This window comes from Zeimonas sediminis (genome assembly GCF_023721795.1).
Lineage (GTDB): Bacteria > Pseudomonadota > Gammaproteobacteria > Burkholderiales > Burkholderiaceae_E > Zeimonas > Zeimonas sediminis.
Map to the genome: position 1 here is coordinate 3,164,072 of NZ_JAMQYE010000001.1, position 16,742 is coordinate 3,180,813.

The 16,742-nt window shown below is 69.1% G+C and carries 21 protein-coding genes and 1 tRNA gene; 17 read left to right on the plus strand and 5 right to left on the minus strand.

The features are described from left to right. Position 1: 1 nt before the first annotated feature. From hisI to tatC, 6 genes are all read left to right on the plus strand, one after another. Positions 2 to 382 (plus strand): phosphoribosyl-AMP cyclohydrolase, encoded by a 381-nt coding sequence (gene hisI / locus M6I34_RS14940; protein WP_272486475.1) that lies wholly within the window; start codon positions 2 to 4, stop codon positions 380 to 382. Beyond that, positions 379 to 753, plus strand: coding sequence for a phosphoribosyl-ATP diphosphatase (locus M6I34_RS14945; protein WP_272486476.1), 375 nt, complete (start codon positions 379 to 381; stop codon positions 751 to 753). Before hisI ends, M6I34_RS14945 begins: the two co-directional genes overlap by 4 nt. Continuing rightward, a complete protein-coding gene (locus M6I34_RS14950; RefSeq protein ID WP_272486477.1) occupies positions 750 to 1,109 on the plus strand; it encodes a histidine triad nucleotide-binding protein in 360 nt (119 codons plus the stop codon). The genes M6I34_RS14945 and M6I34_RS14950 overlap by 4 nt, the downstream gene beginning before the upstream one ends. A gap of 27 nt (positions 1,110 to 1,136) precedes the next feature. Then, a complete protein-coding gene (gene tatA / locus M6I34_RS14955) occupies positions 1,137 to 1,355 on the plus strand; it encodes a Sec-independent protein translocase subunit TatA (RefSeq protein WP_272486478.1) in 219 nt (72 codons plus the stop codon). Positions 1,356 to 1,450: 95 nt separating this feature from the next. After that, on the plus strand, positions 1,451 to 1,897 hold the full coding sequence (gene tatB / locus M6I34_RS14960; protein WP_272486479.1) for a Sec-independent protein translocase protein TatB: 447 nt from the start codon (positions 1,451 to 1,453) through the stop codon (positions 1,895 to 1,897). Between the two features lie 22 nt (positions 1,898 to 1,919). Continuing rightward, on the plus strand, positions 1,920 to 2,714 hold the full coding sequence (gene tatC / locus M6I34_RS14965; protein WP_272486480.1) for a twin-arginine translocase subunit TatC: 795 nt from the start codon (positions 1,920 to 1,922) through the stop codon (positions 2,712 to 2,714). 88 nt (positions 2,715 to 2,802) lie between these two features. Here tatC and M6I34_RS14970 read toward each other — a convergent pair whose 3' ends face one another. Beyond that, positions 2,803 to 3,990, minus strand: a complete 1,188-nt coding sequence (locus M6I34_RS14970; protein WP_272486481.1) for a Do family serine endopeptidase — start codon at positions 3,988 to 3,990, stop codon at positions 2,803 to 2,805. Here M6I34_RS14970 and M6I34_RS14975 point away from each other — a divergent pair. After that, a complete protein-coding gene (locus tag M6I34_RS14975; RefSeq protein WP_272486482.1) occupies positions 3,989 to 4,783 on the plus strand; it encodes a Nif3-like dinuclear metal center hexameric protein in 795 nt (264 codons plus the stop codon). The genes M6I34_RS14970 and M6I34_RS14975 overlap by 2 nt on opposite strands. A 55-nt stretch (positions 4,784 to 4,838) precedes the next feature. On the opposite strand, the gene mscL is transcribed toward M6I34_RS14975, so the two are convergent. Continuing rightward, complete coding sequence (gene mscL / locus M6I34_RS14980) at positions 4,839 to 5,282, minus strand: large conductance mechanosensitive channel protein MscL (protein ID WP_272486483.1); 444 nt, start codon at positions 5,280 to 5,282, stop codon at positions 4,839 to 4,841. A 241-nt stretch (positions 5,283 to 5,523) separates the two neighbouring features. On the opposite strand from mscL, the gene petA reads away from it, so the two are divergent. The 5 genes from petA (at position 5,524) to M6I34_RS18230 (ending at position 9,871) form a co-directional block, all read left to right on the plus strand. Continuing rightward, a complete protein-coding gene (petA, locus tag M6I34_RS14985) occupies positions 5,524 to 6,126 on the plus strand; it encodes a ubiquinol-cytochrome c reductase iron-sulfur subunit (protein WP_272486484.1) in 603 nt (200 codons plus the stop codon). A 162-nt stretch (positions 6,127 to 6,288) separates the two neighbouring features. After that, positions 6,289 to 7,548: a cytochrome b gene (locus tag M6I34_RS14990; protein WP_418953560.1), complete on the plus strand. Its 1,260-nt coding sequence runs from the start codon at positions 6,289 to 6,291 to the stop codon at positions 7,546 to 7,548. 19 nt (positions 7,549 to 7,567) lie between these two features. Further along, positions 7,568 to 8,434 (plus strand): cytochrome c1, encoded by an 867-nt coding sequence (locus M6I34_RS14995; protein ID WP_272486486.1) that lies wholly within the window; start codon positions 7,568 to 7,570, stop codon positions 8,432 to 8,434. A gap of 97 nt (positions 8,435 to 8,531) precedes the next feature. Next, entirely contained in the window at positions 8,532 to 9,146 is a 615-nt protein-coding gene (locus tag M6I34_RS15000) for a glutathione S-transferase N-terminal domain-containing protein (protein ID WP_272486487.1), read from the plus strand. Continuing rightward, a complete protein-coding gene (locus M6I34_RS18230; protein WP_336254626.1) occupies positions 9,146 to 9,871 on the plus strand; it encodes a ClpXP protease specificity-enhancing factor in 726 nt (241 codons plus the stop codon). The genes M6I34_RS15000 and M6I34_RS18230 overlap by 1 nt, the downstream gene beginning before the upstream one ends. On the opposite strand, the gene M6I34_RS15010 is transcribed toward M6I34_RS18230, so the two are convergent. From M6I34_RS15010 to M6I34_RS15020, 3 genes are all read right to left on the minus strand, one after another. Further along, positions 9,864 to 10,070 carry a DUF2783 domain-containing protein gene (locus M6I34_RS15010; protein ID WP_272486488.1) on the minus strand — a complete coding sequence of 69 codons (207 nt, stop codon included), beginning with the start codon at positions 10,068 to 10,070 and terminating at the stop codon, positions 9,864 to 9,866. The two genes, M6I34_RS18230 and M6I34_RS15010, sit on opposite strands and share 8 nt — an antisense overlap. Before the next feature lie 35 nt (positions 10,071 to 10,105). Beyond that, the gene (locus M6I34_RS15015; RefSeq protein ID WP_272486489.1) at positions 10,106 to 11,737 is read right to left on the minus strand and encodes an FAD-dependent oxidoreductase; all 1,632 of its coding nucleotides are present in this window, start codon (positions 11,735 to 11,737) and stop codon (positions 10,106 to 10,108) included. A gap of 107 nt (positions 11,738 to 11,844) precedes the next feature. Beyond that, positions 11,845 to 12,381, minus strand: a complete 537-nt coding sequence (locus M6I34_RS15020; RefSeq protein WP_272486490.1) for a VOC family protein — start codon at positions 12,379 to 12,381, stop codon at positions 11,845 to 11,847. A gap of 184 nt (positions 12,382 to 12,565) precedes the next feature. Between M6I34_RS15020 and M6I34_RS15025 the strand changes: the two genes are divergently transcribed. The 5 genes from M6I34_RS15025 (at position 12,566) to M6I34_RS15045 (ending at position 16,742) form a co-directional block, all read left to right on the plus strand. Further along, positions 12,566 to 13,045, plus strand: coding sequence for a MarR family winged helix-turn-helix transcriptional regulator (locus tag M6I34_RS15025; RefSeq protein ID WP_272486491.1), 480 nt, complete (start codon positions 12,566 to 12,568; stop codon positions 13,043 to 13,045). A gap of 110 nt (positions 13,046 to 13,155) precedes the next feature. Continuing rightward, positions 13,156 to 13,231 (plus strand) — tRNA-Thr (locus M6I34_RS15030). Between the two features lie 94 nt (positions 13,232 to 13,325). Next, positions 13,326 to 14,828 (plus strand): aldehyde dehydrogenase family protein, encoded by a 1,503-nt coding sequence (locus M6I34_RS15035; protein WP_272486492.1) that lies wholly within the window; start codon positions 13,326 to 13,328, stop codon positions 14,826 to 14,828. Between the two features lie 157 nt (positions 14,829 to 14,985). Then, on the plus strand, positions 14,986 to 15,972 hold the full coding sequence (locus M6I34_RS15040) for an MlaE family ABC transporter permease (protein WP_272486493.1): 987 nt from the start codon (positions 14,986 to 14,988) through the stop codon (positions 15,970 to 15,972). Continuing rightward, positions 15,969 to 16,742 carry an ABC transporter ATP-binding protein gene (locus M6I34_RS15045; protein ID WP_272486494.1) on the plus strand — a complete coding sequence of 258 codons (774 nt, stop codon included), beginning with the start codon at positions 15,969 to 15,971 and terminating at the stop codon, positions 16,740 to 16,742. The genes M6I34_RS15040 and M6I34_RS15045 overlap by 4 nt, the downstream gene beginning before the upstream one ends.

Below are 16,742 nucleotides of genomic sequence, written 5' to 3' on the forward strand. Positions count from 1 at the left end.
CATGGGCTGGCTCGACGAGGTCCGCTTCGACGCCGACGGCCTGGTGCCGGCGATCGCCCAGGAGGCCGGCTCCGGCCGGATCCTGATGGTCGCCTGGATGAACCGCGAGGCGCTGGCCGAGACCGAGGCCAGCGGTCGCGCCGTCTACTGGTCGCGTTCGCGCAATCGGCTCTGGCGCAAGGGCGAGGAATCCGGCCACGTGCAGACGGTCAAGGAGCTGAGGCTCGACTGCGACGGCGACGTCGTGCTGCTCACCGTCGAGCAGCTCGGCGGAATCGCCTGCCACACCGGCCGCCACTCGTGCTTCTACCGCCGCCTCGACGACGGCGAGTGGCGCGCGGTGGACCCGGTGCTGAAGGATCCCGAGGTGATCTACCGATGAGCGAATCCCCGAAGTCCGCGGCCGCGTCGCCCGGCGCGGTCCTGCCCAGGCTGGCCGACGTGATCGCGTCGCGGCGCGACGGCGACCCCGACCGTTCCTACGTGGCCCGGCTGTTCGCGAAGGGCAACGACGCGATCCTGAAGAAGATAGGCGAGGAGGCCACCGAGACGGTCATGGCCGCCAAGGACGGCGAGCCCGACCGGATCGTCGCCGAAACGGCCGACCTGTGGTTCCACTGCCTGGTCATGCTCGAGTTCCATGGCCTGCGTCCCGAGCGGGTGCTCGAGGAGCTCGCCCGCCGCGAGGGCATGTCGGGGCTCGAGGAAAAGGCGTCGCGCAAGGCGGCGGCGCGGGAGGAAAGAGGCGAATGAGCACCAGGCACGACTGCATCTTCTGCCGGATCGTCCGCGGGGAGATCCCGGCCCGCAAGGTCCACGAGGACGACGAGATCCTCGTGTTCCACGACATCAACCCGCATGCCCCCGTGCATTTCCTGATGATTCCCAAGGTCCACATCGACAACCTGTACGATGCGGGGCCCGATCATCACCCGGTGCTCGGCCGGATGCTGGGCATGGCCGGGGAACTCGCGCGTCGCGAAGGGGCCGAAGACGGCTTTCGCGTCGTCATCAACAACGGAAGGGTGGGCAGGCAGGAGGTGTATCATCTCCATGTCCACGTGCTGGGCGGACCGGAGCCTCTCGGCCCGGGCATGAACCGCCGCTGACCGGCACAGCCGGAAAAGGAGTAGTCAATGGGAGCGATGAGCATTTGGCACTGGCTGATCGTGCTGGTGATCATCATGCTGGTGTTCGGCACGAAGAAGCTGCGGAACATCGGGTCCGACCTGGGCGGCGCGGTGCGCGGCTTCAAGGAAGGCGTCAAGGAAGGCGAGAAGGCGGCTTCGGCCGAGTCCCAGCAGAAGGCCGACAGCGGCCGCACGATCGACGTCGAGACCCGGGAGAAGAGCTGATTCCGCAGGGTCGAGCGGCTTTTCGACAGCGAGCGGCCGCCCTCGGCCGCTCGCGTCGTTTGGGGCCCGCCGCATCGGATCGCTGATCGCCACAGATGTTCGACTTCGGCTTCACCGAGCTCTTCGTCATCGGCCTGGTCGCGCTGGTCGTGCTCGGGCCCGAGCGCCTGCCGCGCGTCGCGCGCCAGGCCGGCCAGTGGATGGGCAAGCTCCAGCGCTACGTGTCCGACGTCAAGTCGGACATCAATCGCCAGATGGAGCTCGACGAGCTGCGCAACCTGCAGAAGGAAGTGACCGATGCGGCGCGCAACATCGAGGGCTCCTTCAAGTCGGCGGTCGACGAGACCCAGTCCGAGCTGAACACGATCGCCAAGAGCTTCGACGACCTGTCGGACTCTTCTCAGCAGAGCTCCGGCGGCGTGCCGCCGCAGACCGACTGGGACAAGATTTACTCGGTGCGCCGCACCCGCGACCGGATCGTCGAGCGCCGCGTCGAGCGCGAAAAATCGCTGGGCGTCAAGCGCCCGAAGCGCCGGGCCTGACCCGGACTCCCCGACGCGACCCATGAGCCAGGAAGAAAGCTTCGTTTCGCATCTCGTCGAGCTCCGCGACCGGATCATCCGCTCGCTGGTGGTCGTGCTGCTGATGTTCGGCGTCTGCTTCTACTTCTCCGGCGAGATCATGAAGTTCCTGTCGCAGCCGCTCTACCAGGCGCTGCCGCCGGGCACCAAGCCGATCTTCACCGACCAGGCCGGCGCCTTCTTCACGCTGACCAAGGTCGCCTTCCTCACCGCGGTGCTGGCCTCGCTGCCCTGGATCCTGTACCAGGCCTGGGCCTTCGTCGCGCCGGGCCTGTACGAGCACGAGAAGAAGTTCGCGCTGCCGCTGATCGTGTCCAGCGTGTTCTTCCTTCTGGTCGGCATCGGCTTTGCCTACACCTTCGTGCTGCCCGCCGCCTACAAGTTCTTCTTCGCGTTCGCGTCGCAGACCGGCGCGGACATCATGCAGGACCTGCAGAAGTACTGGGACTTCACGCTGGCGATCTTCTTCGGCTTCGGCCTCACCTTCGAGGTGCCGGTCGTCGAGATGCTGTTGGTCAAGCTGGGCATGGTCACCCCCCAGCAGCTGCGCGAGGCGCGGCGCTACGTGATCGTCGGCGCCTTCGTCGTGGCCGCGGTGCTCACGCCGCCCGACGTGATCAGCCAGTTCATGCTGGCGGTGCCGCTGATCCTGCTCTACGAGCTGGGCATCTGGCTGGCCGGCTTCCTGAAGGCGCGCAGTCGCAATCCCGAGGCCGACGCCGACGAGGACGAAGGCGGTCCTTCGTCGGGCTCGCCGGTCAGCACCGAGAAGCCCTGAGGGGCGCGCTCGCCGTCGGCGCTTCGCGCCGCGAATCCGCCGCGCTCCGGGGGCCGCCGCTTCGCCGGCCCGGCCCGTCCGGCGTCGGTCACTCCCTAAGCCGCTGCCCCGGCGCCGGCCGCTTCCCGATCCTGATCGGTATCTCGACCGGCTTCGCGTCGCGCAGGAAGTGAAAGCGCACGGTGGTGCCCGGCTGGAGCTGGGCGATCAGGTTGAGCATCGACGCGGTGTCGGCCACCGGCTTTCCGTCGACGTCCACCAGGATGTCCCCCACCCGCACGCCGGCCCGGTCGGCCGGCCCGCCGCGCATCACGCCGGCGATGATCGCCCCCTCCCGGCGGGGCAGGCGGAAGGCCTCGGCCAGCTCGGGCGTGAGGTCCTGCGGCTCGACGCCGATGTAGCCGCGGGTGACCGAGCCGGTGGCCACGATCTGTTCCATCACGTGCCGCACCGTGCTGACCGGGATCGCGAAGCCGATCCCGAGCGAGCCGCCGGTGCGGGAATAGATCGCGGTATTGATCCCCAGCAGCCGGCCCTCGCTGTCCACCAGCGCGCCGCCGGAGTTGCCGGGGTTGATCGCCGCGTCGGTCTGGATGAAGTTCTCGAAGGTGTTGATGCCGAGCTGGGTGCGGCCGAGCGCGCTGATGATGCCCATGGTCACCGTCTGCCCGACGCCGAACGGATTGCCGATCGCCAGCACCACGTCGCCTATCCGGGCGGCCTCGGCATCGCCGAACTCGATCGCCGGCAGGTTCTTCAGGTCGACGCGCAGCACTGCCAGGTCGGTCTCGGGGTCGGCGCCGACCAGCCGCGCCTGCGCGCGCGTGCCATCGGCCAGCAGCACTTCGATCTCGTCGGCCGACTCGATCACGTGCTCGTTGGTGAGCACGTAGCCGTCGGCCGTGGCGATCACCCCGGAGCCGAGGCTGTTCGTCTGCTGGCGCTGGTCGAACTGGTCGCCGAAGAAGCGCCGGAACAGCGGGTCGCCGAACAGCGGGTGTTCCTGCTGCCGTACCGTCTTGGAGGTGAAGATGTTGACGACGGCGGGGGTGGCCCGGCCGGCCGCCTCGCTGTATGACAGAATCGCCCGGTCACGCTGGATTCCCGGCTGTTCGGCGGGCGCCGCTCGGGGCGGCGAGACCGGGACCTGAGCCGTGGGCGCAGGCGCCGACAGGCGCGACGGCAGCCACTCGGGGCGCAGCGTCGCGAACGTGAACAGCAAGGCCAGCACGACCGTGACGGCCTGCGCGAAGACCAGCCAGAGCTTCTTGAGCATGAAACGGGAAAACGTCGGGAAACGGGTCGGAGGAGGCGGCGGCGCCGTGTCGGCCGCCGAGCTGTCGGCCTTCTTCGAGGCCACGCTCGGTGCGAGCGGCTTTGCCGATTATTGCCCAAACGGCCTGCAGGTGGAAGGCGAGCGGCCGGTCGGGGTCCTGGTCAGTGGGGTCACCGCGAGCGCAGCGCTGCTGCGGGCCGCCGCGTCGCTTCGCGCCGACGCGATCCTGGTGCACCACGGCTGGTACTGGCGCGGCGAGGATCCGCGGCTGGTCGGGGTGCGGCGCGAACGGGCCATGCTGGCGCTGAAGTCGGGCGTGCACCTGTTCGCCTACCACCTGCCGCTCGACGTGCACCCGGAACTGGGCAACAACGCGCAACTCGCGCTGCGCATGGGCTGGCGCACCGACATGCGCACCGGCGAGCACGGGCTGGTCTGCCTGCACGACCTGCCGGCCGCCACCACGGTGCGCGCCCTGTCGGCGGGCCTGCGCCGGCGGCTGGGCCGGGCGCCGCTGGCGGTGGGCGCGCTGGAAAGGCCGATCCGGCGCGTCGCCTGGTGCACCGGCGCCGCGCAGGACATGCTGCAACAGGCGATCGACGCCGGCGCCGACGCCTTCGTCAGCGGCGAGATCTCCGAGCGCACCACCCACCTCGCCCGCGAGGCAGGGGTGGTCTACCTGGCGGCCGGCCACCACGCCACCGAACGCTACGGCGTGCAGGCGCTCGGCGAGCACGCCGCGCAGCGCTTCGGCATCGTCCACCGCTACGTGGACGACGACAATCCGGTCTGAGCGCTTGCGGGGCCCCGCGGGGCGGGTTTCCCGGCGCGCCCCGGGGAACCCGGCTTCAGCGCGCCTTCAGCAGGTCGCGGATCTCGCCCAGCAGCTTCTCCTCGGCCGACGGTTCCGGCGGCGGCGGCGGGGCTGCCGGGGCGGCGTCGGGCTGGCGACGCCAGGCGTTCAGCGCCTTGACCAGCATGAAGATCACGAAGGCCAGCAGGATGAAGTTGATGACGATCGTGATGAAGTTGCCGTAGGCGAACACCGGCACGCCCGCCTTCTTCAGCGCGTCGAGCGTCATCGCGGTGCCCTCGGGCACCGGCCCCAGCGCGACCAGCATGCTGCTGAAGTCGATCCTTCCACCCAGGATGGCCGCGATGACCGGCATGATCACGTCGTTGACCATCGAGTCGACGATCTTGCCGAAGGCAGCGCCGATGATCACGCCGACGGCGAGATCCATCACGTTGCCTTTCAGTGCGAATTCCTTGAACTCCGACATCATGCTCATTTCTTGTCATCCTCGTGTGGATCGGTCGGGATTTCACGATATCACCGGCCCCGCCGGGAATGCCACGCGCGCGCTTCATTCCGGCACGGCCGGCCCGCGACCGGCGTTGCGGGAATGCCGCTCCCGGCGCCGGCGCTGCGCGCCTGCGGCGCAATAGGCTAAAATCAAGAGTTTCCTCGATCTGCGCTTCCCCTGGCGGACGCGCAATCCGGCCCATTCTGGTTCATCTGGCAGAAACGTCATGACCGACTCATCCAAGCCCGCGGACAGTTCCCGCCGGACCGCGATCGGACTCACCTGTGCCGCCGGCGCAGTGGGTGGCGTCGCGGTCGCGATCCCCTTCGTCAGCAGCTTCGCGCCCTCCGAGAGGGCCAAGGCGGCCGGTGCCCCGGTCGAGGTCGACATCGGCGGCATGCAGCCCGGCGAACTGAAGCGCGTCGAGTGGCGCGGCAAGCCGGTCTGGGTCGTGCGTCGCACCAAGGAGATGCTCGACACGCTCGAGAAGACCGAGCCGAAGGTGGCCGACCCGAATTCGGTCCGCACCGCCTACCCCACGCCCGAGTACGCGAAGAACCAGTACCGCTCGATTAAGCCCGAGTACCTGGTCGTGGTCGGCATCTGCTCGCACCTGGGCTGCTCGCCGGTCGAGAAGTTCAAGGCCGAAGGCGATCCGTCGCTGCCCGGCGACTGGGAAGGCGGCTTCCTGTGCCCCTGCCATGGCTCGACCTTCGACCTCGCAGGCCGCGTCTTCAAGAACAAGCCGGCGCCGGACAACCTCGAGGTGCCGCCGCACATGTACCTGTCCGATTCGAAGATCCTCATCGGCGAAGACAACAAGGCCTGACGGAGCACCGAGAACATGGCGCAGGAAAAACAAATCGAAACCACCGGCCTGCTCGGCTGGATCGATCAGCGCTTTCCGCTGACGGCCACCTGGAAGGCTCATCTGTCCGAGTACTACGCCCCGAAGAACTTCAACTTCTGGTACTTCTTCGGGTCGCTGGCGATGCTGGTGCTGGTGCTCCAGATCGTCACCGGCATCTTCCTGGTCATGCACTACAAGCCCGACGCGTCGCTGAACGCCGCGGGCGTGCCGGTGGCCTTCGCGTCGGTCGAGTACATCATGCGCGACGTGCCCTGGGGCTGGCTGATCCGGTACATGCACTCCACCGGGGCCTCGGCCTTCTTCGTGGTCGTGTACCTGCACATGTTCCGCGGCCTGATCTACGGCTCGTACCGCAAGCCGCGCGAGCTGGTCTGGATCTTCGGCTGCCTGATCTTCCTGTGCCTGATGGCCGAGGCCTTCTTCGGCTACCTGCTCCCGTGGGGCCAGATGTCCTACTGGGGTGCCCAGGTGATCGTGAACCTGTTCGCGGCCATCCCCTTCATCGGCCCCGAGCTCGCGATCTGGATCCGCGGCGACTTCGTGGTGTCCGACGCCACGCTTAACCGCTTCTTCTCGTTCCACGTGATCGCGATCCCGCTGGTGCTGCTGGGCCTGGTCGCCGCGCACATCGTGGCGCTGCACGAGGTCGGCTCCAACAATCCCGACGGCATCGAGATCAAGGCCAAGAAGGACGCCAACGGCGTGCCGCTCGACGGCATCCCCTTCCACCCCTACTACTCGGTGCACGACATCCTCGGGGTGGCGGTGTTCCTGATCGCCTTCTCGGCGGTCATGTTCTTCGCGCCCGAGTTCGGCGGCTACTTCCTCGAGTACAACAACTTCATCCCGGCCGATCCGCTGGTCACGCCGCCGCACATCGCGCCGGTCTGGTACTTCACGCCGTTCTACTCGATCCTGCGAGCGACCACCGAGGACTTCCTGCTGTACTGGATGATCCCCTTCCTCGCGGCCTTCGCGCTGCTCGCGCTGGTCAGTGCCCGCAACAACGTCACCCGGCTGATCACCGTCGGCGCCTGCGGCGCGCTGATCCTCGGCTTCCTGGTGATCGACGCCAAGTTCTGGGGCGTCGTGGCGATGGGCGGCGCGGTCATGATCCTGTTCGCGCTTCCCTGGATCGACAACAGCCCGGTCAAGTCGATCCGCTATCGCCCGGGCTGGCACTGGTACCTGTACGGCATCTTCGTCGTGGTCTTCCTGGTGCTCGGCTACTTCGGCACCAAGGCCCCGTCTCCGATGAACGAGCTGTTCTCCAAGATCGGCACGCTGATCTACTTCTCGTTCTTCATGCTGATGCCGTGGTGGAGCAAGATGGGTCAATTCAAGCCGGTGCCCGACCGGGTCACCTTCGCCGCGCACTGAGCACAGGGAAGCCTCGAAGATGAATCGAATCGTCAAGTCGCTGGCCGCGCTTGCTGCGGCCTGCATCGTCGGCACCGCGTCGGCGGCCGGTGGCGGCTATCCGCTGGATCCGTTCCCCACCGAAAAGCTCACCCAGCAGGGCTCGCTGCAGAACGGCGCGCGGCTGTTCGTCAACTACTGCCTGAACTGCCACGGCGCCTCGCTGATGCGCTACAACCGGCTCGCCGACATCGGCCTGACCGACGAGCAGATCAAGAAGAGCCTGCTGTTCACCGCCGACAAGGTCGGCGACCCGATGAAGATCGCGATGCGCCCGGCCGACGCCAAGGAGTGGTTCGGCGCGCTGCCGGCCGACCTGTCGGTGATCGCGCGCGCGCGCTCGTCGGCGACCGGCACCGGCTCCGACTGGCTCTACACCTACCTGCGCTCGTACTTCCGCGACTCGACCCGCGCCACCGGCTGGAACAACGCGCTGTTCGAGAACGTCGGCATGCCGCACGTCTTCTGGGAGCTCCAGGGCACGCGGGGCGCCACGCTCGAGGAGGTCAAGGAGGTCCGCGACGAGAGCACCGGCAAGCTGACCGGATTCGTCCGGAGCGTGGTCACCTTCGACGCCGCCGGCGTGCGCACCGAGAAGACCGACAAGCTCGAGGGGCTGAATCATCACGCCTCGCGCGCCTGGACCCTCGGCAAGCCCGAAGGCGGCACGATGCCGCAGTCGGCCTTCGACAACGCGGTCGGCGACCTGGTCGCCTTCGTCACCTACATGTCGGACCCGACGGCGCAGAAGCGCCAGCGGCTCGGGGTCTGGGTGCTGCTGTTCCTCGGCGTGTTCACCGTGTTCGCCTGGATGCTGAACCGCGCCTTCTGGAAAGACATCAAGTAGGCCCCCGTTCCGCGGCCGATCGCAGGGTGGGTCCGCCGGACTCACCCTGATGTTTTTTCAGACTGTCCGAACCGAACGTTCTTCAGGAATCTCGATCATGATGGTGTTGTATTCCGGCACGACCTGCCCGTTTTCCCAGCGCTGCCGATTCGTGCTGTTCGAGAAGGGCATGGACTTCGAGATCCGCGATGTCGACCTGTACAACAAGCCCGAGGACATCTCGATCATGAATCCGTACGGCCAGGTGCCCATCCTGGTCGAGCGCGACCTGATCCTGTACGAGTCGAACATCATCAACGAGTACATCGACGAGCGCTTCCCGCATCCGCAGCTGATGCCGGCCGACCCGGTCATGCGCGCGCGCGCGCGGCTCTTCCTGTTCAACTTCGAGCGCGAGCTGTTCGTGCACGTGCAGCAGCTCGAGCGGCGCGACCAGCCCAAGGACGCCGCCAAGCTGATGGAGAAGGCCCGCCAGCAGATTCGCGACCGGCTCACCCAGCTCACGCCGATCTTCATCAAGAACAAGTACATGCTCGGCGAGGACTTCTCGATGCTCGACGTCGCGATCGCGCCGCTGCTCTGGCGCCTCGACCACTACGGCATCGAGATGCCGAAGTCGGCCGCGCCGCTGCTGCGCTACGCCGAGCGGATCTTCTCGCGCCCGGCATACATCGAGGCGCTCACGCCCTCCGAGAAGGTGATGCGCCGCTGATGTCCGGGATTTCCACCAAGCCCTACCTGATCCGCGCGATCCACGAATGGTGCACCGATAGCGGGTACCGGCCCTACATCGCGGTGGCGGTCGACGAGCACACGATCGTGCCGCGCGAGTTCGTCCGCGCCGGGGAGATCGTGCTGAACGTGTCGGTGGCGGCCACGAACCGGCTCCGGATCGGCAACGACCTGATCGAGTTCGAGGCCCGCTTCGGCGGCGTCGCGCGCACGGTGTCCATCCCGATCGACAACGTCTCGGCGATCTACGCGCAGGAAACCGGGCAGGGCATGGCCTTCGAGGTGCCCAAGCCGCTGGCGCTGGTGCCCGAGCCTTCGGTGGAGGGCGGGGCCGGCGAAGGCCCTGCCGAGGCCGAGTCCCCGTCCGAGGCGCAGCCGGAAGCCGGCGCGGAGCCGCAACGCCCGCGCCGCCGACCGAAACTCGCCGCAGTGCCTTCGCCGTCGTCCGGGCCCGGCGAACTGCCCGCCTCCGCGGCCGTCGAAGACGCCGCGCCCGCCAAGGCCCCCCGGCGCAGGCGCAAGCCAGCCTCCAAGGGGGGCGAAGCGGGCGCCGAGGTTTCCACCGGCGCAGCCGATGCCGGTGTCGACGCCGAGCCTGCCCGTCCGGCCGAAGGCGCGCCCACCGCGCCTGCCGGTCAGCCGGGCGACGACGGCGACAAGCCCCGGCCGCCTTCGGGACGGCCGACGCTGACCCGCGTCAAGTAGCCGAGGCGGCGGCCGCCGCCGACGCGATCCGGATCGCCTCGCCGAGCACGGCACGGTCGCCTACATGGTTGGCAAGCAGCAGCACCAGGCGCGCGTTCATCGCGGCCGCCTGCGCCTCGTCCATCTCGCGCTGGCTGTCCATGAGCTCCTTGTAGAAGCCGTCCGGGTCGGGGATGTTCGGCGTGCGGATCAGGGGCATGTCGTTCTTCCGGTGTTCGGGCCGGCGGACAGGGGCTACCGGCCTGGGAGGGCCAGCGCGCGCGTCAGCGCGGCACGGACCTTGCCCGCGTCGAAGCCTCGCCAGCGCGCCGCCACGTACTGGTCGGGGCGGATCAGGTAGCAGGTGCCGGGCTTCGCGTCGTAGCGCGCGGCCAGCAGGCCTTCGCTGTCGCGGAAGTCGCGGCCCTCGCATAGCAGCCGCGGCCGGATCGCGCCCACCGCGAGCGCGTCCACGGCGCCCGGGTCGGCCGGCGGCTCGCCGAAGCACAACAAGGTGAATCGGTCGCCCAGCATGTCGAGCAGCCAGGCCGGCTTGCCGTCGCGCTCGATCGGCGCGTCGGCGCAGTTCGTGCCGGGGCGCATCGCGCCTTCGAAGGCGGCCTCGTCGGGCGTGTTGAGCGGCGAATCGGGGTAGGGCGTGGGCGTCGACAGCCGGCCGCTGTTGACCAGCCCGCGCGCGAACGGTTCGCTGCGTGCAAGGTCCAGCACCGCGTTGCGATAGACCAGACTCGCCGCGTTCTTCGGCGAGATGAAGTCGGTGGCCCGGGTCGAGTTCAGGATGTTGTCGTCGGCGGCCAGCGCGCGCTCGACATGGTAGCTGTCGAGCAAGGCCTCCGGGGCCTGGCCCTGGATGACCAGGGCGAGTTTCCAGGCCAGGTTGTCGGTGTCCTGCACGCCGCTGTTCGCACCGCGCGCGCCGAAAGGCGAGACCTGGTGGGCGGCGTCGCCGGCGAACAGCACTCGGCCATGGCGGAAGCGGTCGATCCGGCGGCACGCGAACTGGTAGATCGACACCCACTCGAGCTCGAACTCGGCCTCGGGGCCCAGCATCGCGCGGATGCGCGGGATCACGTTCTCGGGCTTCTTCTCCTCGACGGGGTCCGCGTCGGGCCCCAGCTGGAAGTCGATGCGCCAGACGTCGTCGGCCTGCTTGTGCAGCAGCACCGACTGGCCCCGATGGAAGGGCGGGTCGAACCAGAACCAGCGCTCCGGTGGGAAGCCGGCCTTCATGATCACGTCGGCGATCAGGAAGCGGTCGTGGAAGACCTGGCCGCTGAAGGCCGCGCCGACCATGCCGCGCAGGCTGCTGTTGGCGCCGTCGCAGGCGACGAGCCATTCGGCCTGCATCGCGAAGTCGCCGTCGGGCGTTTCCACGGTGAGCGCCACGTGGTCGGGCCTGGGCTCCAGCGCGGTGACCTTGTGCTTCCAGCGCAGCTCGATGTCGGGATGCGACTCGCAGGCCTCGACCAGGTATTGCTCCAGGTAGTACTGCTGCAGGTTGATCATCGCCGGCAGCTTGTGCCCGGACTCCGGGAGCAGGTCGAAGGAGTAGACCGGGTCGTCGCGGAAGAACACCCGGCCCACCTTCCAGTTCACCCCCTTGTCGACCATGCGCGACGCGCAGCCGAGCCGGTCCCAGATCTCGAGCGGGCGCTTGGCGAAGCAGATCGCCCGCGAGCCGACGCTGACCGTATTGTTGTCGTCGAGCACGACGACCTTGAGTCCGCGCGCCGCCAGGTCGAGCGCGCCGGTCAGCCCGACCGGGCCCGCGCCCACCACGACGACCGGGTGGCGTTGCGGCTCGCCGGAGGCCTGCTCGCCGGATCGGCGGTAGGCGAACTCCGGATAGGTGAATGTCTGCTGCATGCCTGTCTCTCTCCTCTGCGGCCGGGTCGCCCGGTGCGCAGCCGGGGCGGGGCCGTGTCCCGCGGTCCGTGGCGCGGCGCGCTTGCGCCAGCCACGGCCTGCCGCGTTCAGCTCGCGAATTCCTTCTCGTGCATCCAGGCGGCGTGCTTGGGCGCGCGCTTGGTCCGCGTCCACTCCTCGAGCATCGCCCACTTCACTTCGTCGAGTTTCGCATGCATCTCGGGCGTACCGACATCTGCGGCCAGTTCCAGGCGGTGGCCGTTCGGGTCGAAGAAATAGATCGACTTGAAGATCGTGTGGTCGGTCGGGCCGATCACGTTCACGCCGTTGGCCTCGAGCCGGGCCTTCGCCTGGAGCAGGTCCTGCTCGCTGTCGACCTTGAACGCGATGTGCTGCACCCAGGCGGGCGTGTTCGGGTCGCGGCCCATCGGCGGCGAGTTCGGGATCTCGAAGAAGGCGAGGACGTTGCCGCCGCCCGCGTCCAGGAACAGGTGCATGTAGGGGTCGGGTTCGTGGGTCGACGGCACCTGGTCCTCGGCGATCGCGAGGATGAAGTCCATGCCCAGGTTCTTCGTGTACCAGTCGACGGTTTCCTTCGCGTCGCGGCACCGGTAGGCGACGTGGTGTATCCGGTTCAGCTTCATCGTGGTCTCCTCGCGGTTCGTGGCGGATGGCGCACCCGCAGCGGACCAAATGGTAACGGACGTTACGAATAGCGGTCAAGCCCGCCGCGAAGCGAAGGGCGCGCGATTCGTCTGGAGATATATCGATTCAAAGAAATCCATCCGGAGATTGCCTCTCCCGGCCTGTCGCGCTTATATTGAAGAAATGTCACGAAAGTTACCAAAAGGCGAGGCCGCGCTTCCGCTCGTCCTGCAGGACTTCCTGCCCTACCGTCTGGCCGTGCTGGCCGAGGCGGTCAGCAGGTCGATCGCGCAGGTCTACACCGCGCGATTCGACCTGAGCCGCGACGAGTGGCGCGTGCTGGCCGCGCTGGCCGAGACCGGCACGATGAAGACCCGCGACGCGGCGCTCTACGCCACGCTGGACAAGATGCAGGTCAGCCGGGCAGTCGCCGGCCTGGAGCGCGCCGGGCTGATCGACCGCGAGGAGGACGCCGGGGACCGGCGCAACCGGATCCTGACCCTGACCCCGGCCGGCCGCGCGCTGCTGCGCAGGCTCACCCCGATGGTGCAGGCGCGCGAGGACTTCCTGCTGGAGGCGCTCGAGCCGGAAGAGCTAGCGGTGCTCGACCGGGCGATCGACCGGCTGCTCGAACGCGCGCGGCAGCTGGAGCGGCAGGGCTGACTGGATGATGGGGAAGGGAGAAGGGGGGAAGGGAGCGAGGAGCGGCGTTGCGCGGGCGGTCGAGAGGGTCCGCGCCGGGCGTGCCGTAGAATCGAGGGCTGCTTTCCTTCGCCGCTTTAGCTCAGTTGGTAGAGCAACCGCCTTGTAAGCGGTAGGTCGTCAGTTCGAATCCGACAAGCGGCACCAGTTTCCCCACCGCCCGCGGGCGCCACGCTCGGATCGGCCGGCGGCGATCGCCGATCCGACGAAGTCCCTCCGGGCTCGCGACCGAGGAACCGACATGACCGCGAATTCCGATCCTTCCGGCGGCTATCCCGAAGGCCTGATCGAATCCCGGATGCTGATCGGCGGCAAGTGGGTCGACGCCGCCGACGGCCGCGCCATCGACATCGAGGCGCCCGCCCGCAAGCAGCCGATCGGGCGCGTGCCGCGCGGCGCGGCCGAGGACGTCGACCGTGCGGTCCGCGCGGCGGCCGCGGCCTTCGACGACTGGCGGCGCCGGCCCGCGCGCGAGCGCGGCGCGCTGGTGCTGAAGATCGCGGAAGGGCTCGCCGCCCGCGCAGAGCGCATCGCCCGCACCCAGGCGCTGGAGACCGGCAACGCGCTGCGCACGCAGACCCGTCCCGAGGCGCTGCTGGCGGCCGATGCCTTCCGCTACTTCGGCGGCCTGGCCGGCGAGACCAAGGGCGAGACGATCCCGTTGGGCGAGCACACGCTCAGCTACACCCGGCGCGAGCCGATCGGCGTGGTCGGCGCGATCGTTCCCTGGAACGCGCCGGTCTCGCTGTCGGCGATGAAGATCGCGCCGGCGATCGCCGCCGGCAACACGATCGTGCTGAAGGCCGCCGAGGACGCGCCGCTCGCGGTGCTGCTGATCGCCGAGGTCTGCGCCGAGCACCTGCCGCCCGGCGTGGTCAACGTGATCACCGGCTACGGCCCCGAGGCCGGCGCTGCGCTGGCCGAGCACCCGCTGGTGGGCAAGCTGTCCTTCACCGGCTCCACCCAGGTGGGCAAGCTGGTCATGCACGCTGCGGCGGAGCGGATCGTGCCGGTGTCGCTCGAGCTGGGCGGCAAGAGCCCGAGCATCGTCTATCCCGACGTGATGGACGATGGCGGCGACTGGGCGGTCGACTGCGTGATGGCCTCGATGCGCTTCACGCGGCAGAGCCAGTCGTGCACCGCCGGCTCGCGGCTGTTCCTGCACGAGTCGATCTACGACCGCTTCCTCGAGAAGCTCGCCGCGAAGGCGCAGGCCCTGAAGATCGGCGACCCGCTCGACGAGGCCAGCGACGTCGGCGCCCTGATCAACGGCAAGCAGTTCCGCCGCGTGTGCGATTACATCGAGGACGGCATCGAGCGCAACCCCGGCCGGCTGGTCTGCGGGGGCCTGCCGCCCACCGAAGGCCCGCTGGCGCGCGGCTGGTTCACGATCCCCACGGTCATCGCCGGCGTGTCCAACGAATGGCGGCTCGCGCGCGAGGAGATCTTCGGCCCGGTGCTGGTCGCGATCCCCTGGAAGGACGAGGAAGACGCGATCCGGATGGCCAACGATTCGCACTACGGGCTGGCCGGCTACGTGTTCAGCCGCGACCTGGCCCGCGGCCTGCGCGCCGCGCACCGGATCGAATCGGGCTGGGTCCAGGTGAACCAGGGCGGCGGCCAGTCGCTCGGCCAGCCCTACGGCGGTTTCAAGCAGAGCGGCCTGGGTCGCGAGTTCTCGCTCGACGGCATGCTCGAGAGCTTCACGCACCGCAAGGCCGTCACCGTCAACCTGGCGACCTGAGGGGCAAGGGCTGGACGGGGCCGCTCAGGACTGCCGGATCGAGGCCGGCGACGGCGGGCCGCTGCTGCGCCTGTCGGGCGCGTGGCGCCTGGCGCGGCTGACGGAGCTCGACGCGGCGCTGCAGGCGCTTGATCGAAGCGATCGGGCCGCCGGCTCCGTGGCCGCGATCGACGGCTCGGCGCTCGAGGCGCTGGACACCGCGGCTGCGCTGCTGCTGTGCCGCTGGCTCCGGTCGGCGGGCGTCGATCCGCAGGCCGTTCCGCTGCGGGCCTTCGATCCGCGTCACGAGCGGGTGCTGCGCATGGTCGCGGGCACTGCCGGCGTCGCCGTGCCGCGCCCGCACCGCCGGCCGCCGGCGCTCGCGCGCCTCGGCGCGATCGCGCATGCGTTCTGGCTTCAGCTGTCGGGGCATGTTTCCTTCCTCGGCTTCGTGCTCGTCGAACTGGGCCGGGCGCTCGCCGATCCGCGGCGCCTGCGCTGGCGCGAGCTGCTCACGCAGATGTCGCGGGTCTGCGTGAGCGCGGTGCCGGTGATCGCGCTGGTCACCGCGCTGATAGGGCTGGTCTTCGCCTACCTGCTGGGGCTGCAGGCCGAGCAGTACGGCGCCAACATCTTCGTCGTGGACGGTGTCGCGCTCGGCATGACGCGCGAGTTCTCGCCGCTGATCGTGGCAACGATCGTGGCCGGCCGATCGGGCGCCTCGTTCGCCGCCCAGCTCGGCACGATGCGGCTGAACGAGGAGACCGACGCGATCCGGGTGCTCGGCCTGTCGATCGCGCAGGTGCTCGTGGTTCCGCGGGTGCTGGCGCTGGTGCTTTCGCTGCCGCTGCTGGTCTTCGTCGGCGACATCGCGGGCCTGGCCGGCGCCGCGCTGATCGCCGACACGATGCTCGACGTGACGCCGGCGACCTTCGTCGCGCGGCTGCAGGAGGCGCTGGCGCCGCGCCACGCGGTCATCGGCCTGGTCAAGGCGCCGGTGTTCGCGCTGCTGATCGCGGTCATCGGCTGCCGGATGGGCATGACCGGCCCGCGCGACACCCGCACGATCGGCATCAATACGACCTCGACGGTCGTGCAGTCGATCGTCGGCGTGATCCTGATCGACGCGCTGTTCGCGGTGGTGCTGCAGGAGATGGGGCTGTGAGCGCCGCGCCGGTCATCGAGCTTCGCGGCATCGGGACCCGGTTCGGGAGGCAGGTCGTGCACGACGGGCTCGACCTGTCGATCGGCGCCGGCGAGCTGGTGGCGATCATCGGCGGCAGCGGCACCGGCAAGTCGGTGCTCTTGCGCGAGATCGTCGGCCTGCACAGGCCAGACGCGGGCTCGGTTCGCCTGCTCGGCGTCGACGTCTGGCAGGCCTCCGAGCCGGAGCTCGCGGCGGTGCGGCGGCGATTCGGCATGATGTTCCAGGACGGCGCGCTCTTCTCTTCGCTGACCGTGGCAGCCAACGTGGCGGTGCCGCTTCGCGAGTCCGGCCTGGTGCCCGAATCGATGATCGAGCCGCTGGTCGCGCTGCGGCTCGCGCAGGCCGGCCTGCCGCCGGACGCCGGCGCGAAGATGCCCTCGCAGCTGTCGGGCGGCATGCGCAAGCGCGCGGCGATCGCCCGCGCGCTCGCGCTCGAGCCCGAGGTGCTGTTCCTCGACGAGCCGACCTCGGGCCTGGACCCGATCACCGCGCGCGCGTTCGACCGGCTGCTCGAGTCGCTGTGCGAGGATCTCGGCATCACCGTGGTCGTGGTCACCCACGACCTGGACACGCTCACCACGATCGCCCGCCGGATCGTCGTGCTGGGCGGCGGCCGGGTCGCGGGCGACGGCACGCTCGAGGAGGTGAGCGCGAGCGACGACCCCTGGATACGCGAATACTTCTCCAGCCGTAAGATGCCGGCTGGGGAAGAATCCGACGGACGCTGA